Annotated in this window: 18 protein-coding genes and 1 pseudogene; 18 read left to right on the top strand and 1 reads right to left on the bottom strand. The window is 40.7% G+C overall.

Annotated elements, in window-relative coordinates; all coding sequences use genetic code 11:
- Window positions 1–375 precede the first annotated feature (375 nt).
- The 11 genes from FC093_RS18960 to FC093_RS18910 all read left to right on the top strand — a co-directional run bounded on the left by FC093_RS18960 (window position 376) and on the right by FC093_RS18910 (window position 13,532).
- Window positions 376–2,301 carry a glycoside hydrolase family 88 protein gene (locus FC093_RS18960; protein ID WP_137263383.1) on the top strand — a complete coding sequence of 642 codons (1,926 nt, stop codon included), beginning with the start codon at window positions 376–378 and terminating at the stop codon, window positions 2,299–2,301.
- Window positions 2,302–2,353: 52 nt separating this feature from the next.
- Window positions 2,354–3,874, top strand: a complete 1,521-nt coding sequence (locus FC093_RS18955) for a tagaturonate reductase (protein ID WP_137263382.1) — start codon at window positions 2,354–2,356, stop codon at window positions 3,872–3,874.
- The gene (locus FC093_RS18950; RefSeq protein ID WP_137263381.1) at window positions 3,875–5,518 is read left to right on the top strand and encodes a UxaA family hydrolase; all 1,644 of its coding nucleotides are present in this window, start codon (window positions 3,875–3,877) and stop codon (window positions 5,516–5,518) included.
- Window positions 5,519–5,713: 195 nt separating this feature from the next.
- Window positions 5,714–7,165 (top strand): glucuronate isomerase, encoded by a 1,452-nt coding sequence (uxaC, locus tag FC093_RS18945; RefSeq protein WP_137263380.1) that lies wholly within the window; start codon window positions 5,714–5,716, stop codon window positions 7,163–7,165.
- Between the two features lie 44 nt (window positions 7,166–7,209).
- Window positions 7,210–7,977 carry an SDR family NAD(P)-dependent oxidoreductase gene (locus FC093_RS18940; RefSeq protein ID WP_137263379.1) on the top strand — a complete coding sequence of 256 codons (768 nt, stop codon included), beginning with the start codon at window positions 7,210–7,212 and terminating at the stop codon, window positions 7,975–7,977.
- A gap of 51 nt (window positions 7,978–8,028) precedes the next feature.
- Window positions 8,029–8,859 carry a 5-dehydro-4-deoxy-D-glucuronate isomerase gene (gene kduI, locus FC093_RS18935; protein WP_137263378.1) on the top strand — a complete coding sequence of 277 codons (831 nt, stop codon included), beginning with the start codon at window positions 8,029–8,031 and terminating at the stop codon, window positions 8,857–8,859.
- Window positions 8,860–8,880: 21 nt separating this feature from the next.
- Window positions 8,881–9,915 (top strand): sugar kinase, encoded by a 1,035-nt coding sequence (locus FC093_RS18930; protein ID WP_137263377.1) that lies wholly within the window; start codon window positions 8,881–8,883, stop codon window positions 9,913–9,915.
- On the top strand, window positions 9,890–10,549 hold the full coding sequence (locus tag FC093_RS18925; RefSeq protein WP_137263376.1) for a beta/alpha barrel domain-containing protein: 660 nt from the start codon (window positions 9,890–9,892) through the stop codon (window positions 10,547–10,549). The genes FC093_RS18930 and FC093_RS18925 overlap by 26 nt, the downstream gene beginning before the upstream one ends.
- Before the next feature lie 21 nt (window positions 10,550–10,570).
- Window positions 10,571–11,893 (top strand): MFS transporter, encoded by a 1,323-nt coding sequence (locus tag FC093_RS18920; RefSeq protein WP_137263375.1) that lies wholly within the window; start codon window positions 10,571–10,573, stop codon window positions 11,891–11,893.
- A 27-nt stretch (window positions 11,894–11,920) separates the two neighbouring features.
- The gene (gene fbp, locus FC093_RS18915) at window positions 11,921–12,961 is read left to right on the top strand and encodes a class 1 fructose-bisphosphatase (RefSeq protein ID WP_137263374.1); all 1,041 of its coding nucleotides are present in this window, start codon (window positions 11,921–11,923) and stop codon (window positions 12,959–12,961) included.
- Window positions 12,962–13,115: 154 nt separating this feature from the next.
- Complete coding sequence (locus FC093_RS18910) at window positions 13,116–13,532, top strand: zinc-binding dehydrogenase (RefSeq protein WP_137263373.1); 417 nt, start codon at window positions 13,116–13,118, stop codon at window positions 13,530–13,532.
- A gap of 502 nt (window positions 13,533–14,034) precedes the next feature.
- Here FC093_RS18910 and FC093_RS18905 read toward each other — a convergent pair.
- A complete protein-coding gene (locus tag FC093_RS18905) occupies window positions 14,035–16,329 on the bottom strand; it encodes a DUF5703 domain-containing protein (protein ID WP_137263372.1) in 2,295 nt (764 codons plus the stop codon).
- A gap of 269 nt (window positions 16,330–16,598) precedes the next feature.
- Between FC093_RS18905 and FC093_RS18900 the strand changes: the two genes are divergently transcribed.
- The 7 genes and pseudogenes from FC093_RS18900 to FC093_RS18875 all read left to right on the top strand — a co-directional run bounded on the left by FC093_RS18900 (window position 16,599) and on the right by FC093_RS18875 (window position 26,147).
- Window positions 16,599–18,980, top strand: coding sequence for a glycoside hydrolase family 2 TIM barrel-domain containing protein (locus tag FC093_RS18900; RefSeq protein ID WP_137263371.1), 2,382 nt, complete (start codon window positions 16,599–16,601; stop codon window positions 18,978–18,980).
- A pseudogene (locus FC093_RS24690) lies at window positions 18,980–21,345 on the top strand (family 78 glycoside hydrolase catalytic domain); the annotation flags it as partial. The gene FC093_RS18900 and the pseudogene FC093_RS24690, both read left to right, overlap by 1 nt.
- A gap of 27 nt (window positions 21,346–21,372) precedes the next feature.
- Window positions 21,373–21,750: an alpha-L-rhamnosidase C-terminal domain-containing protein gene (locus FC093_RS24685; protein ID WP_394347979.1), complete on the top strand. Its 378-nt coding sequence runs from the start codon at window positions 21,373–21,375 to the stop codon at window positions 21,748–21,750.
- A 485-nt stretch (window positions 21,751–22,235) separates the two neighbouring features.
- The gene (locus tag FC093_RS18890; RefSeq protein ID WP_170971155.1) at window positions 22,236–22,679 is read left to right on the top strand and encodes a MaoC family dehydratase; all 444 of its coding nucleotides are present in this window, start codon (window positions 22,236–22,238) and stop codon (window positions 22,677–22,679) included.
- Window positions 22,676–23,839: an extracellular solute-binding protein gene (locus FC093_RS18885; RefSeq protein WP_137263370.1), complete on the top strand. Its 1,164-nt coding sequence runs from the start codon at window positions 22,676–22,678 to the stop codon at window positions 23,837–23,839. Before FC093_RS18890 ends, FC093_RS18885 begins: the two co-directional genes overlap by 4 nt.
- Window positions 23,836–25,005, top strand: coding sequence for a CaiB/BaiF CoA transferase family protein (locus tag FC093_RS18880; protein ID WP_137263369.1), 1,170 nt, complete (start codon window positions 23,836–23,838; stop codon window positions 25,003–25,005). The genes FC093_RS18885 and FC093_RS18880 overlap by 4 nt, the downstream gene beginning before the upstream one ends.
- The gene (locus tag FC093_RS18875) at window positions 25,002–26,147 is read left to right on the top strand and encodes a CaiB/BaiF CoA transferase family protein (protein WP_137263368.1); all 1,146 of its coding nucleotides are present in this window, start codon (window positions 25,002–25,004) and stop codon (window positions 26,145–26,147) included. Before FC093_RS18880 ends, FC093_RS18875 begins: the two co-directional genes overlap by 4 nt.
- The last annotated feature ends 20 nt before the right edge of the window (window positions 26,148–26,167 follow it).

Here is a 26,167-nt window from a genome sequence, read left to right as displayed (position 1 = left end):
GTATTAAATTGTATGTTTTGCAAGTAACCATGTCGCACTGTCAACGTGTTATATTCTATTCTTTTTAGGGGATGAAATTATCGTATTGCCCATGTTGAAAGGTATTATTACTCTTTGTTTTGCCGGACTGATAATCTTACAGTACATTAAATAACAGTACTATTACTTTCAATGGTGCGCGTTGCAATGATAACGTAAACAGGCTGTTATAACTTGCCAGAAACCGGTGTAAAAACATCAACCTATTGCATGCCGATACCATTAAAGTGGAGGTGCCTAAACGCTATACAATATGGCGCCGGAGCCAATGAAGATGTATTAATAAAAGAATAGTACATAAAGTATATTCAACATATCGGGATTGAATTGTCTTACATGAAATATCGTTTTAACATAGTGCTTTTTGTTTGTTTCTTCGTGCAGTTTGCAGTTGCACAAAAGAATACTTTGTCTTATGGCGAGCAGATGGCAGCTACGATAATGACGTTGTGGAAAGATTCTGTGGTGTACGGCCACTCCAGACCGGCAGCCTGGAGTTACGACCAAGGTGTTGTGTACAATGGTTTGGCAGACCTCTGGAAATATACCGGTAATGCAGATTATTTCAGATTTATAAAAAAACATATTGATTACTATGTAGGGGAAGATGGAAGTATCAGAACATATGATAAAGAACGTTACAACTTAGACAATATACGAAATGGCGATGCTTTATTGCTCCTGTATAAAATAACAGGTGAAGAGAAATACCGGAAAGCTGCTTCTTTGCTTTATAATCAACTGCAAACACAACCGCGTACAAACGAGGGAGGCTTTTGGCATAAGAAAGTATATCCTTATCAGATGTGGCTCGATGGCTTGTATATGGCAGAGCCATTCTATACCATGTATGCTGAAATTACACATAATGATTCCGCTTTTAATGATGTGGCTGACCAGTTTGTATATGCAGAAAAGCATACGAGAGATAGTACTACCGGATTGATGTATCATGGTTGGGATGAATCCAAACAACAGCAATGGGCAAACAAAACCACCGGCACTTCTCCTAACTTTTGGGCACGCGCTATGGGCTGGTATGGAATGGCGTTGGTAGATGTCTTAGAACATTTTCCAGACACCAATAGTAGAAAAAAAGAACTGCGCTCTATTTTAAATCGCTATGCAGCGGCCATTGTAAAAGTGCAGGATAAAGGCACCGGCTTGTGGTGGAATGTGCTCAATTTTCCGGCGCGCGAAGGCAACTATCCTGAAGCTTCTGCTTCGTGCATGTTTGTTTATACACTGGCAAAAGGGGTGCGTTTAGGCTATTTGCCCAACACTTATTTAACACCTGCTCAAAAGGGATTTAAAGGCATCTGCAACACCTTCATAGCAAAGGATGATAATGGTTTATTGAGTCTGAATGGAACGGTGAATGTAAGTGGACTGGGCGGTGATCCTTACCGCGATGGCAGCTATGAATATTACCTGCGGGAGAAAGTAGTAACGAATGATTTGAAAGGCATTGGTGCGTTTATACAAATGTGCAGCGAGATGGAACTGCTGCCTACCAGACAATTAGGTAAAGGAAAGACTATTTTATTAGATGGTTATTTTAACCACGAGACTAAAACAGACCCTATAACAGGCGATACCATTCAATGCCATTACATCTGGAAGGAAGAAGATAATAATGGATTTTCCATGTTGAAAAATGTTTTTACCAAATATGGTATTGGAACAAAATTGTTGACTACTTCTGTAACGCCATCAGCATTGAATGGCGCGGATATGTACATGATTGTTGACCCTGATTGGACCAAAGAAAATCCACATTCGCATTATATCGAACCACGCAACATAACAACTATTTACAACTGGGTAAAAAATGGTGGAGTGTTGTTATTATTCGGAAATGACAGCGGCAATGTAGAGTTCAAACATTTCAATCAACTGGCTGCAAAGTTTGGAATACGATTCAATGAAGATTCGCGCAATAGGGTGCAGGGGCGCAATTTTGCAGTCGGCACATTTAAGATTCAGCCAGATGATTCTATATTCAAAAATGCCAAAAAAATTTATATAAAAGAACTATCAACATTCTATGTACAACCGCCTGCTTACGCGGTATTTACCGAAGGTGGAGATGTGATTATGGCTGTTTCAAAAACAGGTAAAGGAACCGTTTTTGCTGTAGGTGATCCCTGGTTGTACAATGAATATTTGGATGGCAGAAAATTGCCTGCTGATCTGGAAAATTACATAGCTGCGGAAGACCTGGCACAATGGCTGATAAAGCAAACAGTCTATAAAAAGTAATATTCAACAGCATATATTTAATAAGAAACGGAAGCATATAAACAAGATAAACATGCAACTTTCAAAACATATTCTATCACAAATAACAGGTGCTGAAGTACCTCCGGCATCCTGTTTCGATTTGCCTGAAAAAGTAATACAATTTGGCACCGGCGTTTTGCTGCGTGGGCTTCCCGATTATTACATTGATAAAGCCAATAAGCAGGGCATATTCAACGGACGCATCGTAGTGGTAAAATCTACCGGCAACAGCGATACGGCTGAATTTGAAAACCAGGATTGCTTGTACACGCAATGTATTTGTGGTGTGCAAAAAGGAGCGCAGGTTAATTACAATATTATCAATGCTGCCATTAGCCGCGTATTACATGCAAAAAGCCAGTGGGAAGCTGTTTTGGAATGTGCCGCTAACCCTGAATTGCAAATTGTGATTTCCAATACTACCGAAGTAGGAATTGTTTATACAGAAGAAAGTATTTTCAATACACCACCCGCTTCTTTTCCGGGTAAATTATTAGCTTTTTTATATCGCCGTTTTGAGGTGTTCAATGGTGCGGCTGATAAAGGAATGGTCATTGTTCCCACAGAGCTAATCATAGATAATGGGGTAAAGCTGAAAGATATTCTACAACAACTTGCACGATACAACAATTTACCTGAAGACTTTATTAATTGGCTGCAGAACAGCCACACATTTTGTAATTCTTTGGTTGATCGCATTGTGCCTGGCAAACCGGCAGCTCCTTTTCTGAGAGCCATTGAAGCTTCGCTTGGTTATACCGATGATTTGCTGATTATGTCGGAACCCTATAGCCTTTGGGCAATTGAAACTGCTAATTCAAAGGCAACAGAAATGCTGTCTTTTGCATTGGCAGATGATACTGTTATTATTGCTCCTGACATTTCGTTGTATCGCGAATTAAAGTTGCGGCTGCTGAATGGCTCGCATACATTTAGTTGCGGGCTCGCACATTTGGCAGGTTTTGTTTCGGTAGAAGAATCTATGCACAATGAGGCTTTTGCATCTTTTATACAATCATTGATGCTCGATGAAATTGCGCCTGCAATAAAGGATGCATCTATCCCCGAAAGCAAGAAAGAAGAATTTGCCATGAGCGTTTTGGATAGGTTCAGAAACCCGTTTATAGAACATAAATGGCTCAATATTACGCTGCAATATTCCTCCAAAATGGCTATGCGTAATGTGCCGCTGATTACAAGTTATTTTCATCGGTTTAACAGCGTTCCGGTACGTATGGCATTGGGCTTTGCCGCGCACCTGCTTTTTATGAGGTGCCGGCAGGAAGAAGATGGAAAATGGCATGGTAAAGTCAATGGACAAGCGTATGTAGTGAATGATGATAATGCAGCTTATTATGCGGAAGTATGGCAACAACAAAAACGGGTAGAAGCCGTTGCCACCACTATCCTTTCAAATAAAGAGCTGTGGGGCGAAGATTTGCTTTCGTTATCCGGTTTTGCAGATAAAGTGATTTATTTTATGAATGAGCTGATGCATAATGGTGTTCAGCCCGCATTATATGAAGCAGATAAACAAAAAACAGTCATGTAAATGGAAAGAGCGGTCATTAAAATTCATCCTGATGATAATGTGTTGGTAGCCTTAAAAGACATTGCTGCCGGTAGCACTGTGGTGTATGAGGGTGAAGAATGTACGGTAACAGAAAATATACCTGCCAAGCATAAATTTTTTATGCAGGATATGCCTGCAGACGGCGAGGTAAAAATGTATGGCGTGCTGGTGGGCAAGACACAAATACCCGTTTACCGTGGTGAACGGATGACTACTTCTAATGTGAAACACGCTGCAAAAGGTTATGCCTGGCGCGACTATCGTTATCAATGGCAGCCGCCGGATGTTTCTAAGTTTAAGAACAAAACATTCATGGGTTATTACCGTAACGACGGACGTGTGGGCACTGCCAATTATTGGGTATTTATTCCATTGGTATTTTGCGAAAACCGTAATATGGATGTGATACGCGAAGCGTTGCAAAACGAATTGGGCTATGCCGTAACGGAAAAATATAAATCAAAAACAAGGCAACTGATTGAGTTGTATAAACAGGGTGAAGATGTGTTAACTGCCGGGTTGACAAATGCCAATAATACTCCGTATAGCCAACGCTTGTTTCCAAATGTGGATGGTATAAAATTTTTAAATCATCAGGGCGGCTGCGGTGGTATCCGGCAGGATGCTGCAATCCTAAGCAAATTGTTAGCAGCTTATGCTAATCATCCGAATGTAGGTGGCGTTACTGTACTGAGTTTGGGTTGCCAGAATTTACAGGTGCAGGATTTTTTAAAGGATTTAAAAGCATTCAATCCTCAGTTTGATAAGCCTTTGCATGTCTTCGAGCAACAGCAATCTGGAAGTGAGGAGCAGTTGATTACAGAAGCAATACGAAAAACCTTTGCAGGCTTGATTGAGATTAACAAACTGCAACGCCAGCCAGCCACTTTAAACAACTTATGCATTGGTGTAAAATGCGGTGGCAGCGATGGCTTCAGCGGTATTTCTGCTAATCCGGCAGTGGGTTATTGCGCCGATATGATAGCTGCTTTAGGTGGTAAAGTATTGCTGGCTGAGTTTCCTGAATTGTGTGGCGTAGAACAAAATTTAATTGACCGTATGCGGAATGAACAGATGGCAGAAAAGTTTACTTATTTAATGCAAACCTACGATGCCAAAGCACATGCGGTAGGCTCCGGTTTTTATATGAATCCGTCGCCCGGCAATATCAAAGACGGCTTAATAACAGATGCTATTAAAAGTGCCGGCGCAGCAAAAAAGGGTGGCACTTCACCGGTGGTGGATGTATTGGATTATACAGAACAAGCTACAAAGCCAGGATTAAGTTTAGTATGTACGCCAGGCAACGATGTGGAAGCTACTACTGGTAAAGCAGCATCCGGCGCTACATTGATTTTATTTACAACTGGCCTGGGAACGCCTACCGGCAATCCGGTTTGTCCTACCATCAAAGTGGCAACTAATTCATCTGTAGCAAAACGTATGAAAGATATTATTGACATCAATACAGGCAGCATTATAGAAGGGACAAAAACAATACAACAGATGGGCGAAGAAATCTTAGAATATTGTATTAAAGCAGCCAGTGGAGAAATAATTCCAAAAGCAGTGCAATTAAATCAGGATGATTTTATTCCGTGGAAGCGGGGCATTAGTTTGTGATGAAAATAATAATTTTCGTATAACTTATTACATTGTCAACTAAGTAAATTTCGGATAAGCAAATAGATTTCGGATGTTAAGCATCATAAACTTTAAAAGATGAATAAACGTCATTGCGGGCAACACCGGCAAGATTTAAACAAACTTAGCTAACGACACACTTATTTATAAACGGTTAGTAATTAAAAACTTAATATGAAACCATTTCTTGATGAAAACTTTTTACTGAACAATAAAACAGCACAACAATTCTATCATCAATATGCTGCGCCAATGCCCATTATAGATTATCACTGCCATTTGCCGCCTCAGCAGATCGCTGCCGATATGCAGTTTGGAAACATTACGCAGGCGTGGTTATATGGCGATCATTACAAGTGGCGTGCAATGCGTACCAATGGTGTGGATGAAAGATACATTACCGGCAATGCCAGCGATTGGGAAAAGTTTGAAAAATGGGCTGAAACAGTGCCTTATACATTACGTAATCCGCTCTACCACTGGACACACCTGGAACTGCAGCGCTACTTTGATGTGTATGAATTGCTAAATGCGGAGAGTGCTAAAAGAATTTATGAAGAATGCAATGAAAAGCTGCGTACGCCGCAATATAGTGTTCGCAACCTGCTGCGTAAAATGAATGTAAAGCTGGTTTGTACTACCGATGATCCGGTGGATGATTTAGCCTTCCATCAGCAGTTAAGAAAAGAAGGTTTTGAAATTCCGGTGCTCCCTGCTTTTCGCCCGGATGCTGCTATGAATGTAGCCGATGTTACTACATTCAACAACTATGTAGCAAAGCTTGAAAAAAGTGCCAATACTTCCATCCATAATTACAACGGTTATTTGGAAGCACTTAAAAAACGTCATGATTATTTTGCTGAAAATGGTTGCAGCGTATCCGATCATGGATTAGAAAAAATAGATGCAGAAGATTATACAGAAAATGAGATCAAAAGCATTTTTGATAAGATCAGAAGTGGTCGACAGCTGGATGAAAAAGAGGTGCTAAAATTCAGGTCTGCCATGCTCATCACCTTTGCCGGATGGGACCATGAAAAGGGCTGGGTGCAGCAATATCATTTAGGTGCTATCCGCAACAACAACAGTCGTATGATGCAGCAGTTAGGCGCTGATACAGGCTGGGATTCTATCGGCGATTCTCCGCAGGCAAGATCATTAGCTAAATTTTTAAACACCCTTGATAAAGGAGATAAGCTCACTAAAACCATTTTGTATAATTTGAACCCCGCCGATAATGAAGTGATGGCAACCATGACCGGTAACTTTAATGATGGTACCATCCCCGGTAAAATACAATGGGGTTCTGCCTGGTGGTTTTTAGATCAGAAAGAGGGTATGACAAGGCAGTTGAATGCACTTTCCAACATGGGGTTGCTGAGCCGGTTTGTAGGTATGCTCACCGATTCGCGCAGCTTTCTTTCTTTCCCGAGACATGAGTATTTCAGGCGTTTATTATGTAACATTTTTGGCGAAGAAATAGAAAGCGGCGAATTGCCGGATGATATGGAATGGACAGGTAAAATTATACAGGACATTTGTTTTAATAATGCAAAACAGTACTTCAACTGGGATTCAATGATTGAGGATAAGGTACTGAACGGAGAAACATTGCAGGAAGTATAACTGGCTGTAAACAAAGTACAGCATTTCAATTACTTATCTTATTTATGAGCATCACTTTATTTGATCTCTCTGGCAAAACGGCTTTAGTTACAGGTTGCGATCGTGGTATTGGTAAGGCTATGGCAATTGGACTTGCAGAAGCAGGTGCTGCTATCATAGGCGTATCGCGTTCTATGGCTTTGGAAGGAAGTGAGATTGAAAAAGCAATAAAAGCTGCAGGTACTACATTCACTCCTTACCAGGCCGATTTAGGAGATAGAAGCAGCTTATATGAATTTATCAGTAAAGTAAAAGCAGCTCACGCTACTGTTGATATTTTAATCAATAATGCAGGCACCATATTACGTGCACCGACAGCGCAACATACGGATGACTACTGGGATAAAGTATTGTCAGTTAACCTTGATACCCCTTTTATACTTGCCCGTGAATTTGGAAAAGAAATGGTACAGCGTGGGTCCGGTAAAATCATCTTTACCTGTTCACTGCTTTCTTTTCAGGGCGGTATTAATGTGCCGGGCTATGCAGCCAGCAAAGGTGCCTTATCATCGTTGGTAAAAGCGTTGGCTAACGAATGGGCGGTGCATGGTGTAAATGTAAACGGTATTGCGCCGGGCTACATTGCTACCGATAATACAGAAGCGCTGCGCAACGATGCGGCAAGAAATAAAACTATACTGGATAGAATTCCTGCGGGCAGGTGGGGTGATAGTAACGACTTTAAAGGTCCTGCTGTTTTTCTTGCCTCCAAAGCGGCTGATTATGTACACGGAACCATATTGACAGTAGATGGCGGCTGGATGGGAAGGTAAGATGGAACAATTATTTTCTTAATTAAAACATATTCAATACAAGTTATTATCATGGAAGTACGTTTTCAAAATAGTCCTGAAGCAGTAGCGGGGATGCATACGGATGAGCTACGTGAGCACTTTCTTTGTAAAGCGCTGATGCAGGATGATAAGATACGACTTATTTACTCGCATTATGACCGGGTGATCATTGGTGGCATAAAGCCCGTTACTGCTGCTGTTGCACTACCCAATCATCCCGAATTGAAAGCTGACTATTTTTTACAAAGAAGAGAAGCCGGGATTATTAATGTTGGTGGCACTGGTGAAATAATAACGGAGGATAATACATTTACTCTGAATAAGCTGGATTGCTTATATCTTGGTAAAGAAACTAAAACAGTAACATTCAAAAGTTACGATCAATCAAATCCCGCTTTATTTTACTTTTTATCAGCACCTGCGCATCATAAATATGCTTCTTTAAAAATGACAAAAGAAGAAGCCGCTCCTGTATCGCTTGGTGAACAAACCACTTCCAATAAAAGAACTATCTACAAATACATTCATAATAATGGTATTCCAAGCTGCCAGTTGGTAATGGGCTTAACAATACTGGAAGAGGGCAGTGTTTGGAACTCGGTGCCGCCACATACCCATACCCGCCGTATGGAAGCTTATTTTTATTTTGATATACCTGCATCTCAGCGTGTATTTCATTGTATGGGCGAGCCTCAGCAAACGCGCCATGTAGTGGTGGAGAACCATGAGGCAATTATTTCGCCACCGTGGTCAGTACATTTTGGCTGTGGCACTTCCAGCTATGGTTTTATCTGGGGCATGGCTGGCGAGAATAAAGAATTTACCGATATGGATGGGGTGCCCGTAGCAGACCTGTTATAATAATAAAAAAGCGATTGCAGTATGAAAAAAGTATTATGTTTTGGCGAGTTGTTATTACGTATGTCTCCGGTGTTACAACAACACTGGTTGCATCATTCGCTGATGCCTGTATATACCGGTGGTGCTGAATTAAATGTGGCGCAGGCTTTAGCAAAATGGAATATGCCTGTAAAATATGGCACCGCATTACCCGATAATTATCTGTCGCATGAAATTGTAAAGTGCCTGAATGATACAGGCATAGATACTTCTGCCATTGTGTATAACGGCAATCGTATTGGCTTGTATTTCCTTCCGCAGGGTGCCGATTTAAAACATGCCAGCGTTATTTATGACCGCGCTTATTCTTCTTTTTCAATGTTACAACCCGGTACCATTGATTGGAACACGATATTAGAAAATGTAGATTGGTTACACTTCAGTGCTATTACACCCGCACTTGGTAGTAATCTGGTAAGCGTGTGTAAAGAAGCGCTGGAAACTGCTTCCAAAAAAGGAATTACTACATCTGTCGACTTAAACTATCGTGCAAAGCTTTGGCAGTGGGGCAAGCAACCAAAAGAAATAATGCCGGAGCTTGTAGCTTACTGCGATGTGGTAATGGCAAACATCTGGAGCGCCAACACCCTCTTAGGCATTGAAGTAGATGAATACATTCATGATAAAAAGAGCAAACAGGCTTATACAGATCATGCTTATGAAACTGCCCGGACAATTATGAGCCGCTTTCCTAATTGTAAGACTGTAGCCAACACGTTCCGGTTTGATGAAGGTAAAGGCATACACTATTATGCTACGTTACAGCAGCAGGAGCAGCAGTTTATATCCAGAGAATTCAGAAGTGAGCATATTGTAGATAAAGCCGGCAGCGGCGACTGCTTTATGGCAGGCTTGATGTACGGCATGCGTAATAACTGGCAACTACAAAACATTGTTGATTTTGCAGCATCTGCAGCGGTTGGCAAACTTCATGAAAAAGGCGATGCCACGCAACAAAATGTAGAAGCAATCAAACAAAGAACAACACAACATGAACAAGCAGCAGCATATCATTAATGAAATTACCGGTAAAGGCTTACTCCCCTTATATTTTCATTCTTCCCAAAGCATTTGTATTGGTGTACTGAAAGCATTATACCATGCAGGCATCAGGGCAGTAGAATATACCAATCGTGGTGAAGCAGCGCTCGTGAATTTTAAAGCGATGAAAGGGGCTTGCGATGCCGAAATGCCGGACATGTGTTTGGGCATCGGCACCGTAAAAAACGCAGCCGCAGCAAAAGTATTCATAGCTGCCGGCGCAGATTTTTTAATCAGTCCCGGTATAGCAGAAGACATTGCTGAAGTAGCGCAACATGAAAACATATTGTGGATGCCCGGCTGTATGACGCCAAGCGAAATTATGCACGCAGAATCTTTTGGAGTGAAGATGGTAAAACTCTTTCCGGGCAGCGTATTAGGTGCTGCTTTTGTGAGTGCTGTTAAAGATGTGTTTCCGGGTATGCTTTTCATGCCCACAGGCGGCGTAGACACAACGCATGAAAATCTTTCAGCATGGTTTGCCGCAGGCGTAAGCGCAGTAGGTATGGGTAGTAAATTATTAAGCAAAAAAATCATGGAAGAAGAAAATTATACAGGCATTAGCCACTTTACAGCGAACGCTCTGCAAACTATTGCAGCCATCCGATAAAAATTATTAAAAGAGATTGATATGATACAAACCGCGCCACCGCGCCCAAAGCCGACGTCCAATGTACAAGTCGCAGGTAAATACAGATGGGTAGTTGTTGCTCTGTTGTTTTTTGCCACTACCATCAACTATCTCGACCGGCAGGTGATTGGTTTGCTCAAAGATGATTTAGCGAGATCGTTTAACTGGTCGGAAAAAGATTACAGCAATATCGTAATGGCTTTTTCAGCAGCGTATGCTTTAGGCTTGCTCCTGTTTGGCAGATTGATTGACCGTATTGGTACCAAGCTGGGTTATACTATATCTGTTGTTATCTGGAGCCTTGCTGCTATGGCGCATGCATTGGCTAAAAGTACCTTTGGCTTTGGTGTTGCACGTACCGCATTAGGGTTAGGCGAAGCCGGTAATTTCCCGGCTGCCATTAAATCGGTAGCAGAATGGTTTCCCAAAAAAGACCGGGCACTTGCAACCGGTATTTTCAATAGCGGCTCCAACATAGCAGCTATTGCAGGTCCGCCATTAATTGCCTGGATCTATACATCGTACGGCTGGCGCGAAGCTTTTATATGGACCGGCGTATTGGGCTTTATATGGCTGCTGTTTTGGGGGATATTTTATGAAATTCCTGCACGCCAAAAAAGATTGGGTAAAGCAGAGTTGGCTTACATCAACAGCGATGCACCGGAAGCCGATCCGGAAAATGACAGCAGGGTGAGCTGGTCTAAAATATTAGGTTTCCGGCAAACCTGGTCGTTTGTAGTTGGTAAGTTTTTGACAGATCCTATCTGGTGGTTTTACCTTTTCTGGATTCCTTCTTACTTTAATACTACTTACCATTTAGACATATCGCAATCGGCTATTTATGTATCTACCATATATGTAACAGCAAGCTTTGGCAGCGTACTCGGGGGGTATCTTTCGGGATTGCTGATAAAAAGGGGCTTACCCGTATATAAAGCAAGAAAAACAGCCATGCTCCTTTTTGCCTTGCTGGTAGTGCCCGTTGTTTTTGTACAGTTTACTACACATGCATGGACTGCTGTTATACTCATAAGTTTGGCTGCGGCTGCACATCAGGCATGGAGCGCCAATATTTTTACCACTGCATCCGATATGTTTCCCAAAAAAGCAGTAAGTTCTGTGGTAGGTATTGGCGGCATGGCAGGATCGGTAGGCGGCATTTTATTTCCTTTACTCATAGGTATTTTATTAGACCATTTTAAAGCACTGGGAACGCTAAACACAGGTTATAACATCATATTCGGTATTTGTGGCGGTGCTTACCTGTTAGCCTGGTTTATGATGAATCTTTTATCTCCTTCTATGAAGCAGGTGCGCCTGTAACCCTTTTTACTTATAAAACTATCGTTTATGACTACTGTTATCGAGAGAAAAAAACTCTTAACGCTGGATGAATTTACTATTCAGCAATTACGACTTTTCCCGAATGCAACCGGGCAGTTAAGCAGCCTGATGCGTGATATTGGGTTGGCTGCCAAGCGTATTAATGCAGAGATTAATAAAGCCGGTTTATTAGATATATTCGGCGTTACCGGCGATTTGAATAAACACGGTGAGGAAGTGAAAAAGCTGGATGTGTTTGCTAATAACGAGTTGACAAACGTGCTGAAAAATGGTGTAAGCTGTGCGGGTGTTGGCAGTGAAGAATGGGAGGGTACACTCATATTTGATGATGCAAAAAGTAATCAAAGCAAGTATGTAGTGCTCTTCGATCCGCTGGATGGCAGCAGCAATATTGATAACAATATTTGCATCGGTTCTATATTTGGTATTTACCGGCGTAACAGTCCTGTTGGTTCTCCCTGCACAACTGCCGATTTTGTTCAGCCCGGTGACAGGCAAATTGCGGCAGGCTATGTTATCTATGGACCATCCACGGTGTTGGTATATGCTACCCGCCATGGTGTGAATGGCTTTACGCTCGATCCGGCTATAGGTGAGTTTTGCCTCAGCCATCCCGATATTATTTGCCCGGCAAATGGTTCTACTTATTCCATCAATCATAGCAATTTCTTCCAGTATTCTGTAGGTGTAAGAAAATACATTAATGATATGCAACGATGGAATGAACAGGTGCCCGATGCTTTTTCGCAGCGTTATGTAGGCAGCATGGTGGCAGATATGCACCGTACGTTATTGCAAGGTGGCATCTTTTTATACCCCGGCAATGCAGATAAGCCCCAGGGTAAGCTACGATTAATGTATGAGTGCAATCCCTTTGCTTTTATTTTTGAAGCGGCTAAAGGAGAAGCTACAAATGGTAAACAAAGAATTTTGGATATTGTACCTAAGGAGCTGCATCAGCGGAGCCAGTTTTACTGCGGCAGTAGTAATATGATAAACAGGTTGAAACAGTATTTGAAATGGGATATTGGCAATAGAAGAATATGAACATAAAGTAAATAGGTTTATAGACGATGAATGCTTTTGTCTCCGGAATTGTAATTTAAAATAGTAACAGTGAGATCACTTACCTGTACAACACCCAACAATTAGATTATACAAGTATAAACCTAACTGTTGTGTTAGCATAAAAGTATTTGGTGTGTATATAGATGGCGGCATTCGTGAGTTCATTACTGTGCCACAGGATAAATTACTGAAGAGCGAAGGCTTAAGCTTGGATGAACTGGCTTTGATCGAGCCGTTGGCTGTAGGCGCACCTGCTGTAAGGCATGTACATTTTCAAAAAGGTAAATTTGTGTTGGTGATGGAGGCAGGTTCGATTGGAATGGGTATTATGGAATTTGCAAAAAATGCGTATGTAACTGTAATTGCTATAGAAGTGAATGAACACCGGTTGCAGTTTTGCACACAAGAATTACATATCAAACATACTATTGATGATTTACATGAGGACGTAGTAAAAGAATTGCTACACATTACTAACGGCGATATGCCTACCGCTGTATTTGATGCAACCGGAAATTTGAAATCAATCAATACAGTATCCATTATTTAGCTCATAGCGGCAGGTATGTTTTGGTGGGATTGCAAAAAGAAGCCATGTGCTTCAGCCATCCCGAATTTCATAAAAGAGAAGCCATTTTAATGAGCAGCCGTAATGCAACTAAAGACAATTTTCATACGTTATTTCAGCTTTGAAAATCATTTTATAAAGCCCGAAAATTACCTTACACACCGGGCTTCATTTATGGAAGCAGGAGACCAATTTCCATCCTGGATAAATCCTGAAAATAAAGTAACCAAAGCGATGATTAGCTTTCGATTATATACTGTTCGTCATTGCGGGCGGTAGCGAAGCAATCTGTGCTATGCCTTAAGTCAATATAGATGGCTTACTTTGACCTTTATGATAATCTAACCTGTCAGGTTAATGTTCTCCAACTCAGCCATCCATATTGATTTTAATAACACCCACATATTGATTCGCTACCGCTCGCAATGACCATGCTGCTTTACTTTCAAATATGGAATGCAGGTTTCGAATACCTGCGAGATCATTACTTCAACATAATTATTACATCCTTTTTTCTTGAAGCAGGCAGTACATTTAAATACACCACTTTTCCCGATTTTACTTTAGCTGCTACTATAGTATTATGCGGCGCATGTAGTTTAAAGGATACATCTTTGTCTTTGGGCCATGCAGGCAATAGATAAATATGTTCATCATCTGCTTGCAGCAGCATTTCCTGTAAGCCAATCATCGCGGTGCCACCCCAGTTGTGGTCGGGTGTCCAGTCATATCCCGGTCCAAAAAAAGCAGGAAAGCGATGTTTACCGGCACCAAATTTCGCTTTGGTTAATGCAAATGCTTCATCTGTTAACCCAAGCCTTGCAGCGAAAATATTTTCCTGCCGCCAGCCTTTAAAACTTTTGTTTTTAATTACTTGCGGATCTTGTTTGTAAGTGTTGATAGCAGTATCAAGCCCCGGTTTGCCAATGCCGTAAATACCCCACGGAAAAACAGGATATAATTGTGGTGATTCCGTATTCTGAATGCGCTGCCAGGTTTGTGCCGGAGCAATGGTAGTATGTCCGTTTATATTGGAAAAAGAGATCGGTGGAATGCGTTGCAGCATTGTTGTAAATCTATCTCTCTTTACACTATCAAGGTAAGGTGAAGGTAATGAAAGCAGCTTTTCTAAAACTGTTTGTAATGCAACGATTACAGTTGTGGAATTATAGGTCATTTTATAGGTTTCTGCAGCTGATGTAGGGTACAACACATAATGTCCGCTGCTGTCGAATACCTTACTGCCGCGTTGTTTTGCAAGCATTTGATAGTGTTCATCGTAAAAGCGGAGGCAGCTTTCTATAAAAGGAATGTAATAAGATATGTCATCATTATTGTAATGTTGGGTTTCCAGCATCATATTGCAAAATTCAAAAACGGTTTCCCACGAATATTCCAGCCATGCATTATATTCCAGCCCGGGATCAAAGTTTTGAGGACGCTTCAATCCGTATTCAAAAATATTAGGTAGTCCAAAATTTTCAATCTGTTCTGTAAAGCAGGCACCTGCATGATGCCAGTACACTTCACTTCTTAGCTCAGCATTTTTTTGAATCCTTGTATAAAAATTGAACTGCGGTTTCATTACATCATAATCACCGCTTTTCAACATGCCATAATATACAAGCCGTTGATTTTGAGCAGTAAAGGTTCCGCCATCCCATAAACGAAAATCGGGTGAAAAGGGATAGCTGCTATCTACATACACAGGATCGAAAGTAAAAAGCCCACCATTGAATTTTGTTGGGTATTTCCCAAAAGCATTGCAGCCAAGCATATAGCGGAATAGTTGATAATTAATGCTCATGCTGCTATCAATACCGCCTATAAAAATATAGCTTCTGTTCCAATACTGATGCCACCAGTTTTTAGTTTTAATGAAGTTTTCTTTGCTGTTATAAGATTTTTTGATTGCAGTAAGATCGTCCATCCACTTACCAATAGTAGTAGTTTGTTTTGTATTCAGAATAATAGCAATGTTTTGCTGATAAACAGGTTTTGTAGTTTGCAGGGAATACGACCTGAAACTCGTACCCGCATATTTTCCTGAATCCACACCTGCTGTTTTCATGTTATCAGCAAGCATCATCCCGCCGAAAGTATTATTGGCTATGGGATTAAACATTGATTCCTTTACAGAATCCATGTGTTCCGCGTGTACCGTATAATCAAATATATTTCTTACATCATTGCGGTTGCGGTGGTAAAATACAATGCTGTTGTTGGTAAATTGTACAACATCTTTATATGTGATTACATCAAAAGGTTGTGATGCTTTATAAGAAGAGGACCGGAGTTCTTTTGATTCGCTTATTGAATGGTCTTCATATCGCCATGTTTCATAAGAAGCTTTTATACTGACTGCTTTTTTCGTCTGAATAGCTGCATGAATAACCGGTTTAAAAACATCCACCCAGATAACCACTTTAATATCTTTTGCCTGAATAATTACATTACCATCATATATATTCAGTTGTTGCTGAAACGTTGTATTACTCAGTAAGTCGGGTGACATTTTTATTCTTATCCGGCCCATTTTTAGCATAGTATTGTTCTCATCAAAGGTTCCGCTTTGTGCCATGTAAAAAAGAATATCACCATCTTCCACCCATACATTTAAGCCAATATCACCGCCGCTGCAAGGCATTGACCCGGATGAATTTTTGCTTTGCCTGTGCCAGTTAACATTGCAGGATGCCAATCCGTTTTGCTGTGATAAACAACTATTAAATAAGGAAGCTGCTATTAACTGAATAAATAAAAAGAAAACAAATTTCATCAGCAGAAATGATTATAAAAATCAATATTACAAATACTTCGTCAAAAGCATAAGTTGTTTGGGTGTGTAGTAAAATAATCCATTACTTTAGTTATAACTGCAATTGTTACCGGATATGGGCGTTGTAGTTTTACATCAAATTAAGGAAAGAAATAACGCTGGAAAAATTTGTAATAAATAGCTCATTAATTATAGTAAAATTTTATTGACAAGCAATCATTCTGGGGTAGTGGTTTCCCGCTTTGCCCCATTTTTTATTATGTTTACGCATGAAGAAAAGTATTGCCATTGCCATATTAATCACTTGCTTTCAGCACGTTTTTGCACAGCAAAATAATTACATCCTGTTTGATGATGACTGGCTGTTTTATCGTGGGGCTGCGCAGGGTGCCGAGAGCCCCTCTTTTACAGACAATGATTGGACAACAATTGATCTGCCGCACGACTGGAGTATTGAAGATATACCTGGAGCAAATTCACCTTTTATAAAAAGAGCAGCAGGACAGGTAAGCACCGGCTTTACTGAAGGTGGTGTTGGCTGGTATCGTAAACATTTTGCTGTACCTGCTGCTTATAAAAACAGGAAACTTTTTATACAGTTTGATGGTGTATATATGAATTGTAAGGTTTGGCTGAATGGTAAAAGCCTTGGCAAACATCCTTATGGTTATACGTCCTTCTGGTTTGACATAACGGATAGAATAAAGTTGGACACTGTTAATACGATTGCCGTAGAGGTAAAGAATGAGGGTGAAAACAGCCGCTGGTATGCAGGTTCGGGTATTTACCGCCATGTTTGGTTGCGGGTTGCCGAGCCTGTATATGTTGAAAATTGGGGGACATATATCATTACAAAAAAGGTAAGCAATCAGTCTGCAACAATCAATATAAATACATCAGTTAAGAATGGCGATTCCATCAACAACAATATAAAACTTGTTACTAATATTATTGATCCATCGGGCAAGCAAGTAGCATCGGTTACTTCTGCTCAATACATTAAAGCAGGTAATATTTCCGACATTCAGCAAACTGTGCAAATTACAAAACCAATACTTTGGTCTGCTGATTATCCTGCACTCTACAAAGCAGTTACAGAAGTACACAGTGGTCAAGAAGTAAATCGTTACACTTCAACATTTGGTATCCGTACGCTTTCCTTTTCGGCTGATAAAGGCTTTTTATTGAATGGTATAAGCGTAAAATTAAAAGGTGGCTGCATCCATCATGATAATGGTCCGTTAGGAGCAAAAGCGTATGATGATGCTGAAGTAAGAAAGATAAAATTGTTGAAAGCTGCCGGTTTTAATGCGGTACGCTGTTCACATAATCCTCCATCGCCTGCATTGTTGAATGCGTGTGATAGTTTGGGAATGTTGGTAATTGATGAAGCATTTGATACCTGGGGCGATCCTAAAAATCAGTTTGATTATAATTTATATTTTGATGATTGGTGGCAAAAAGATATTGCGGGTATGATTGAAAGGGACCGCAATCATCCATCTATCATTATGTGGAGCATTGGTAACGAAATACCACATCGCGAAAAGCCGGAAGTGGCTGCTGTTGCGCATACATTAGCTGCTTATGTAAAACAGTTGGATAGTACAAGGCCGGTAACTGCCGGTGTGAACGGGATTGATAAAGATAAAGATGATTTTATATCAGCATTGGATGTAGCCGGTTATAATTATGCGGTTGATAAATATGAAAACGATCACCAGCGTTTGCCAAACAGGATTATGTTCGCAACAGAATCATTCCCATTAGATGCTTTTGAGTACTGGATGGCAGTTAAGGATCATTCGTATGTGATTGGTGACTTTGTTTGGACTGCATTTGATTACATAGGCGAAGCAAGTATTGGGTGGTTAGGCTATCCACAAACACAGGCGTTTTATCCCTGGAATCTGGCCTATTGTGGTGATATTGATGTCTGCGGATGGAAACGTCCGCAATCGTTTTACCGTGATGTGTTATGGAAACAAAATCAATTATCCATTTTTGTGCAACCACCTTCTCCATCATTTCCTTTGAACAAGGATAGAGCAGATTGGAGCCGCTGGGAGTGGAATGATGTGGTGGCAGGCTGGAACTGGAAAGGTTATGAAAACCAAACCTTACATGTAGTTGCTTATTCCTCGTGTGATGAAGTGGAATTGTTTTTAAATGGAAAATCGTTAGGAAGAAAGCAGACAGATCGCAGTACCAAATTTATTGCTCCGTTTGATGTGTCTTATACTGCCGGCGAATTAAAAGCAATTGGTTATACAAATGGAAAAAAGGTACAGGAAGCAGTACTAAAGACTGCCGGTGAGCCAACTGCTATTTTGCTAAATGCTGATAAGAATTCATTACGTGCAAACAATCAGGGTTTAGTGTATATAGATGTTGATTTGGCAGATGATAAGGGCACAACAAACCCTGCAACTGAAGTGCCTGTACAATTCAATGTAACGGGCGCAGGAACCATTGCCGGTGTGGGTAATGCCAATCCGAAAAGTGTAGAAAGCTGTATATCTGATACAAGAAAGACATGGCGGGGAAAGTGTTTATTGATTGTAAAAGCAGGAAAAGAAAAAGGTAACATACATATTACTGCAACAGCAGGGGCATTAAAAAGTAAAGAATTGATTATTAAGGTTGATTAATGAAAGTGATTGCCTGTATCATATTAAGCCTGATGAATGTTGTTGCTTTGGGTCAGCAAATACAAGTTGCTCATCTGCGTTGTGAATATGCAGAGGAGCCGTTAGGCATTGAAACGGCAGTACCCGGTTTAAGCTGGCAGTTGCTATCAGATCAGCAGAATGTAGTGCAAACAGCTTACCGCATACTGGTGTGTGATAATTATGCATCACTGGCAAATGATGATGCCAATGTTTGGGATTCAAAAAAGGTACAAAGCGATAGTTCAATACAGGTTAGCTATAAAGGAAAACAACTACTCCCGGCACATACCTATTTCTGGAAAGTAAAGGTGTGGGATAATTATGGCAATGAATCTGCCTGGAGCAATATTGCAAACTGGCAAATGGGTTTGCAAAGCCGAAACGATTGGGCAAATGCGGAATGGATAAGTAATCAGGAATTACCTGCACCATACAGAACCGTTTTAAACGCGGATACAGCAAAAGACAAACAACAAGGGGCCAACATTTTGCCTTTACTAAGAAAGGAATTTGCATCTAATAAACAAATCAGAAAAGCCACCTTGTTTATCTCCGGCTTAGGGCAATTTGAAGTAAGTATCAACGGTAAAAAAACCGGTGACCATTTTCTTGATCCGGGTTGGACACAGTACAGCAAGGAGGCACAATATGTTTGTTTTGATGTTACTTCCACTATTCGGGAAGGCAATAACGCAATTGGTGTTATGCTGGGCAATGGATTCTATTATATTCCACCTGTAAAAAAGCGATATAGGAAGTTAAAAGCTACATTCGGCTATCCTAAAATGATTTGTCGTTTAGCGATTGAATATAATGATGGCACAATGCAAAATGTTATTAGTGATACTTCCTGGAAAACTGCTGAAAGCCCGATCACTTTTTCAAGTATTTATGGTGGTGAAGATTATAATGCAACAAAGGAGCAGCAGGGCTGGAATGATATACATTTTAATGATAAGGGCTGGAAGAATGCTATGGTAGTCGTTGGTCCGTCGTTACTGATTACTCAAATGCAGCCGCCGATAAAGGTGATGGACTATTTTACTGCAAAAAAAGTAACTGCTGTTAATGATTCTATATATGTGTATGATTTTGGACAAAATGCATCAGCTATTCCATCTATCAGCATAAAAGGCAGAAAAGGAGATGCGATAAAGATTATTCCAGGGGAATTATTAAATGCAGATGGCACAGTGAATCAAAAAGCAACCGGCAAGCCATACCATTTTTAGTACATTTTAAAAGGTGATAGCATTGAAAGCTGGCAGCCCCGTTTTACGTATTATGGCTTCCGCTATGTGCAGGTAGAAGGTGCTGTTCCGCAGCAGGCAAATTGCTCTGCAAAACTTCCTCAAGTTTTACAACTGGCTTCTTTGCATATAAGAAATGCAGCAGAAACTATTGGCCATTTTTCGTGTTCTAATCCCTTATTCAATCGTATAGATACTTTAATTGGTTGGGCTGTCAAAAGTAACATGATGAGTGTGTTTACGGATTGTCCGCACCGTGAAAAGCTTGGCTGGCTGAACAAACGCATTTAATGGGTAATTCTGTTCAGTATAATTATAATGTAGCTACTCTGTACAAAAAGACGGTACATGATATGATGCAGGCACAAACAAGCAATGGGTTGGTGCCGGAAGTTGCGCCAGAGTTTGTACAGTTTACCTATGGCGATGGTATGTTTCGCGACTCACCGGAATGGGGGAGTAGTTGTATTCTCGTACCCTGGTATATGTATAGTTGGTTTGGAGATAAAAAAGTATTGCAGGAAGCTTACGACATGATGAAGAAATATATTGTTTACCTGCAATCAAAGGCAAAAGATAATATTTTATACCAGGGACTTGGCGATTGGTATGATCTCGGTCCGCAACCACCTGGTGTTTCGCAGCTTACACCTCCGGGGGTTACAGCATCAGCCATTTATTATTACGATCTTACCATTTTATCGCAAATCGCCGGTTTATTAAATAATCAGCGGGATGGACAATATTATCGTTCATTAGCATTGACAGTAAAGCATGCTTTCAACGATAAATTCTTTAATCAGCAAACAAAACAATATGCAACCGGTAGTCAAACAGCCAATGCAATGGCAGTGTACATGCAACTGGTTCCCGATGAATACAAAGAAGCTGTTGTTGATAATATTGTAAAAGATTTGCGGCAGCACAATAACAGTTTATCAGCCGGTGATATTGGTTATCGCTACTTGTTGAAAGTATTAGATGAAGCAGGAAAAAGCAATGTGATTTATGATATGAACAGCAGAAGTGATGTGCCGGGTTATAGCTACCAGTTAACAAAAGGAGCAACTGCACTAACGGAATCCTGGCAGGCATTACCTAATGTTTCTAACAACCATTTTATGCTGGGGCATTTAAAGGAATGGTTCTATAGCGGACTGGCAGGCATTAGTCAGGATTCTAATTCGGTAGCGTATAAAAATAGTATTATTGCCCCCCAACCTGTTGGCAATATTAATCATGCCGAAGCATCCTTCGGCTCTTTGTATGGCTTAATTAAAAGTAGCTGGTTTAAAACAGATAGCTCGTTCAAACTGCATGTTGAAATTCCTGTTAACACAACGACTACAATGTATTTGCCTGCCGGAGAAAAATCAATAGTATTAATGAATGGCAAACCTGTTGATGTAAAAAATGTACGAAAGACCTCTACAGGTAATTATTCAACTATGAATATTAAAACCGGTTCTGGCGTATACGATTTTGATGTGATCAATTAATACGTTTGCACTTAATGGTATGATAGTGTGTATTTACATTCTTCTCTATACCCTTGCTTTTTCCCTGGTTTTTATATTACCAATCGCTGTAAAAAACATAGGATGAGCGAAATATCCCAGGCTGTTATAAGAAAGCTACGGCTTTGGTATGACTTTCAGCATGGCTTCTTATAAACTATGTCTCATCTTAAAATTAGCTATACAGTGGATGTTGATAATCCTGATGCTACAATATACCGGCGGACAGTTTATTAAAATTAATGTTTTTTAGGTTGTTGATGGGCGTCGTCTTGTTTTCTGACTGGTTGTGGGGAGGATAGTTCTTCTATCTTTTTATGAACGGAATGTTTTCGTTGATGCTATACAAAAAGATAATTGTGTTTGTGATGATGTAGGAAAATAATCCATCTTGTTATTATTATCTGTCATTGTTTGCCTGTAGCATACATAGTAATTTGTACCACATTTCAGGACGTTTATTTATTATGCTGCAGACAAGATATTTTAACGATTATGCCATTGATGAAAAGCGAGTGAGCCAGGGGCGCACCATTACAGAAACCGATATAGTATTGCATGCCGGCCAAACAGGCGATTTCTTTCCGCATCACATGAATGAGGAATGGTGTAAAACACAGCCATTCAAAAAGCGGATTGCACATGGCACATTGATATTCAGCATTGCCATTGGCTTAACTGCAACGGTTATTAACGAGGCTTCTATGACATACGGTTATAACCGTCTGCGTTTTATACTGCCTGTATTCATTGGGGATACTATTTATACAGTTTTAACGATTGCAGCCAAGGAGGACTATAAAAAGCCCGGCTATGGATTAATAACAGAAAAGGTGGAAGTATATAACCAGAACGAAAAACTGGTGATGGCCTGCGAGCACCTTTTATTAGTAAAAAAGTGCAATATATGATTGAATTGAAAGGTATAACCTGGGATCACAGCAGAGGTTTCACACCGCTTGTTGCCTGTTGCCAGCGTTATCATGAGCAGCATCCTTATGTGGATGTGCAATGGTATAAAAGATCATTACAATCCTTTGCCGATTTTCCTGTAGAAACACTGGCGAATGATTACGACCTGCTTATTATAGACCATCCTTTTGTTGGCGAAGCATACCACAGCGGATGTTTTGTTCATCTTAATAATTACATAGATCACCATTTTTTGGACGATCGGTTACATGACTCGGCAGGGTTATCTTATCAGAGTTATACTTATAATGGTGCGCAGCTTGCACTGCCTGTTGATGCGGCAACGCCCGTAAGCTGCTATCGCAAAGATTTACTGAAAGAAAACAGGGAGCCTGTACCGCAAAGTTGGGACGAGTTAATTGCTTTGGCTAAAAAAAACAAAGTGGCTATACCTGCCATTCCGGTGGATATACTCATGAACTTTTACACCTTCTGCATAGCCTGTGGTCATCAGCCTTTTACTAGCAGAGAGGAGATGATAAATGAAGAAACCGGCTTGCAGGCTTTAGAGATGACGGGTGAATTATATAGTTATCTTGATGAATTGATGTTCTCCTGCAATCCCATTGCGGTAGCTGAAATGATGAGTTCGGCCGATGAATACTGGTATTGCCCTTTTACCTATGGCTATTCCAACTATGTAAGAAAAAATTATGCGAGTAAACTCCTGGCGTATGATGATGTAATAAGTTATAATGGTACAAAGTTACGTTCAACATTAGGTGGTACGGGTATAGCTGTATCTGCTTACAGCAAGCATATTAATTTGGCAGTGGAGGTTGCCTGTATGTTAGCCTCGCCTGCAATGCAGCGTGGCTTGTATGTTGAATATGGTGGTCAGCCTGCTTGCCTGGATGCATGGAAAAACAAGGAAGTCAACCGGTTTTGCAATCATTATTTCCAAAACACTTTGCCTGCATTGCAACGTGCCTATTTACGTCCGCGATATAAAGGTTACCTGCAGTTTCAGCATACTGCCGGTAAAGTATTGCATGACTTTCTAAAAAATAGAGGAACGCATACAAAGACAATTCTTGATAAGCTAAACAGCCTGTACAGGAAAAGTTTACCCATTTATGATAATACCCCAGCAGCATGAAACACTTGCCTTTAAACGGAATAACAGTATTAGAATTTAGTCAATACCTCTCCGGACCTTCTGCAGGATTGCGCCTCGCCGACTTTGGTGCACGCGTTATAAAAGTAGAGCGGCCTGAACAGGGCGACGCCGGCAGGAAATTAGCCATCAAAAATTTGTGGATAGATGATAATTCACTCCTATTCCATACCATCAACCGCAACAAACAAAGCATAACGGCTGATTTGAAAAATGAAGAAGGCATAGCTGTTATACATCAGCTTATAAAAAGGGCAGATGTCATTACACATAATTTTCGTCCCGGTGTTATGGAGAAGTATGGATTGGACTTTAACAGTGTAAAACAAATAAATCCATCTATCATTTATGCAACCATCAGCGGCTATGGTAATGAAGGTCCATGGAAAGATTTACCGGGGCAGGATTTGTTGTTACAAGCTATTAGTGGATTAACCTATACAACCGGTAATTTAGAGGATGCACCTGTTCCGTTTGGCTTATCCATAGCCGATTATATCTGTGGTGCGCAGATGGTACAGGGAATTATTGCTGCACTCATCCGCAGGCAAAAAGCAAAGCAACCAGCGCTGATAGAACTGAGTTTATTGGAAAGTATTTTGGATTTCCAGTTTGAATTGTTGACCACTTTTTACGCAAACAAAAAGCAGCCAAAACGCAGTGCCGTAAGTAATGGCAACCCCTTGCTGGCACCACCTTATGGCATATATAAAACCGGAGATGGATACATTGCCATTGCAATGACCAACCTTGATGTATTAGCCAGTGCAATTGACTGTTTGGCGATACTGCAATACAAGCAGGAGCATGCATTTGTTGAGCGGGATGCCATTAAAGATATTTTGACAGCGCACCTTATTACGCATGCCACCATGTATTGGTTAGAAAAGTTGCATGATCATAAAATATGGGCAATGAATGTACTTGACTGGCGCCAGTTGCGTACACAGGATGGTTATAAACAATTAGGAATGGAACAAAGAATTGACCTTGGTAATGGAAAGCATTTTATTACCACCCGTTGTCCCATAAAAATAAATGGCGCCTATTTGCAATCACCGGTAAAAGCACCGGCTTTGGGCGAGCAGAATGAATTGATTCAAAATGAGTGCAGCGGGCAGCAGCACACTATTAAAAGCATGGCATGAGATTATTGGAAGATATATTGGTAATTGATTTTAGTCAGTTTTTATCAGGACCTTCCGCCAGTTTGCGGTTAGCAGATATGGGTGCAAGGGTGATTAAAGTAGAAAAGCCTTCAACCGGAGATATCTGCAGGTACTTATATGTTTCCGATACCAGGATAGAAGGAGAGTCCACCATTTTTCATGCTATCAACCGCAATAAAGAAAGCTATGCTGCTGACTTAAAAGAGGCGAATGATTTACGCAAGATAAAGGAGCTCATACAACAGGCAGATGTGGTTATTCATAATTTTCGTCCGGGTGTGATGAAGCGTTTGGGGCTGGATTATGATACAGTAAAAGCGCTTAATCCGTCTATTATTTATGGTGAAATAAGCGGTTACGGCAACGAGGGGCCCTGGAAAGATTTACCCGGTCAGGATCTGTTGCTGCAATCTGTATCCGGACTTACCTGGCTAAGTAATAATGCCAACACAAATCCTACACCCATGGGCGTTGCAGTAGTGGATATTGTTGCCGGAACGCATCTGGCACAAGGTATCCTGGCAGCCTTGTATCAGCAGATACAAACCGGCGAAGGTGCTTTGGTGCAGGTAAGTATGCTGGAAAGTATTTTGGATTTTCAGTTTGAAGTGCTCACTTGCTTCTACAATGATGGCGAGCAATTACCGGTGCGGTCTGCTGTTAATAATGCCAATGCTTATATCGCTGCACCTTATGGAATCTATAAAACCCTGAATGGTTTTCTTGCTTTGTCAATGACGAATATTGTAGCGTTGGGACATATCATCCAATGTAAAGATTTACTTGTATATACGGAACCTGCCGAATGGTATAACCGGCGCGATGAGATCAAATCCATTATAGCAGATTGTTTGATAGCGAAAACTACGGATGAATGGCTGGCAGTGTTAAGACTAAAAGATATATGGTGTGCTAAGGTGCTGGATTATGAAATGCTGATGCAGGAAAAAGGTTACCAGTGTTTACAAATGGAGCTGGAAGTGCAAACCTCTGCAGGGTTAACGGTAAAAACCACGCGGTGTCCTTTTAAGGTGGACGGACAACTACTCACTTCCGGAAAGGGTGCGCCGGTATTAGGCGAGGATACCTGCGCTATCAATCAACAGTTTGGTATACAATAACAATTGCGCATATTTGCTGT

This window comes from Ilyomonas limi, from assembly GCF_005233845.1.
Taxonomy (GTDB): domain Bacteria; phylum Bacteroidota; class Bacteroidia; order Chitinophagales; family Chitinophagaceae; genus Ilyomonas; species Ilyomonas limi.
This window is presented reverse-complemented; position numbering and strand designations above follow the sequence as displayed.

Excerpts from the sequence above, each read along its gene's own strand:
- FC093_RS18960 (WP_137263383.1), top strand. The coding sequence starts at position 376 with ATGAAATATCGTTTTAACATAGTGCTTTTTGTTTGTTTCTTCGTGCAG.
- FC093_RS18955 (WP_137263382.1), top strand. The coding sequence starts at position 2,354 with ATGCAACTTTCAAAACATATTCTATCACAAATAACAGGTGCTGAAGTA.
- FC093_RS18950 (WP_137263381.1), top strand. The coding sequence starts at position 3,875 with ATGGAAAGAGCGGTCATTAAAATTCATCCTGATGATAATGTGTTGGTA.
- uxaC (WP_137263380.1), top strand. The coding sequence starts at position 5,714 with ATGAAACCATTTCTTGATGAAAACTTTTTACTGAACAATAAAACAGCA.
- FC093_RS18940 (WP_137263379.1), top strand. The coding sequence starts at position 7,210 with ATGAGCATCACTTTATTTGATCTCTCTGGCAAAACGGCTTTAGTTACA.
- kduI (WP_137263378.1), top strand. The coding sequence starts at position 8,029 with ATGGAAGTACGTTTTCAAAATAGTCCTGAAGCAGTAGCGGGGATGCAT.
- FC093_RS18930 (WP_137263377.1), top strand. The coding sequence starts at position 8,881 with ATGAAAAAAGTATTATGTTTTGGCGAGTTGTTATTACGTATGTCTCCG.
- FC093_RS18925 (WP_137263376.1), top strand. The coding sequence starts at position 9,890 with ATGAACAAGCAGCAGCATATCATTAATGAAATTACCGGTAAAGGCTTA.
- FC093_RS18920 (WP_137263375.1), top strand. The coding sequence starts at position 10,571 with ATGATACAAACCGCGCCACCGCGCCCAAAGCCGACGTCCAATGTACAA.
- fbp (WP_137263374.1), top strand. The coding sequence starts at position 11,921 with ATGACTACTGTTATCGAGAGAAAAAAACTCTTAACGCTGGATGAATTT.
- FC093_RS18905 (WP_137263372.1), bottom strand. The coding sequence starts at position 16,329 with ATGAAATTTGTTTTCTTTTTATTTATTCAGTTAATAGCAGCTTCCTTA.
- FC093_RS18900 (WP_137263371.1), top strand. The coding sequence starts at position 16,599 with ATGAAGAAAAGTATTGCCATTGCCATATTAATCACTTGCTTTCAGCAC.
- FC093_RS24685 (WP_394347979.1), top strand. The coding sequence starts at position 21,373 with ATGCTGGGGCATTTAAAGGAATGGTTCTATAGCGGACTGGCAGGCATT.
- FC093_RS18890 (WP_170971155.1), top strand. The coding sequence starts at position 22,236 with ATGCTGCAGACAAGATATTTTAACGATTATGCCATTGATGAAAAGCGA.
- FC093_RS18885 (WP_137263370.1), top strand. The coding sequence starts at position 22,676 with ATGATTGAATTGAAAGGTATAACCTGGGATCACAGCAGAGGTTTCACA.
- FC093_RS18880 (WP_137263369.1), top strand. The coding sequence starts at position 23,836 with ATGAAACACTTGCCTTTAAACGGAATAACAGTATTAGAATTTAGTCAA.
- FC093_RS18875 (WP_137263368.1), top strand. The coding sequence starts at position 25,002 with ATGAGATTATTGGAAGATATATTGGTAATTGATTTTAGTCAGTTTTTA.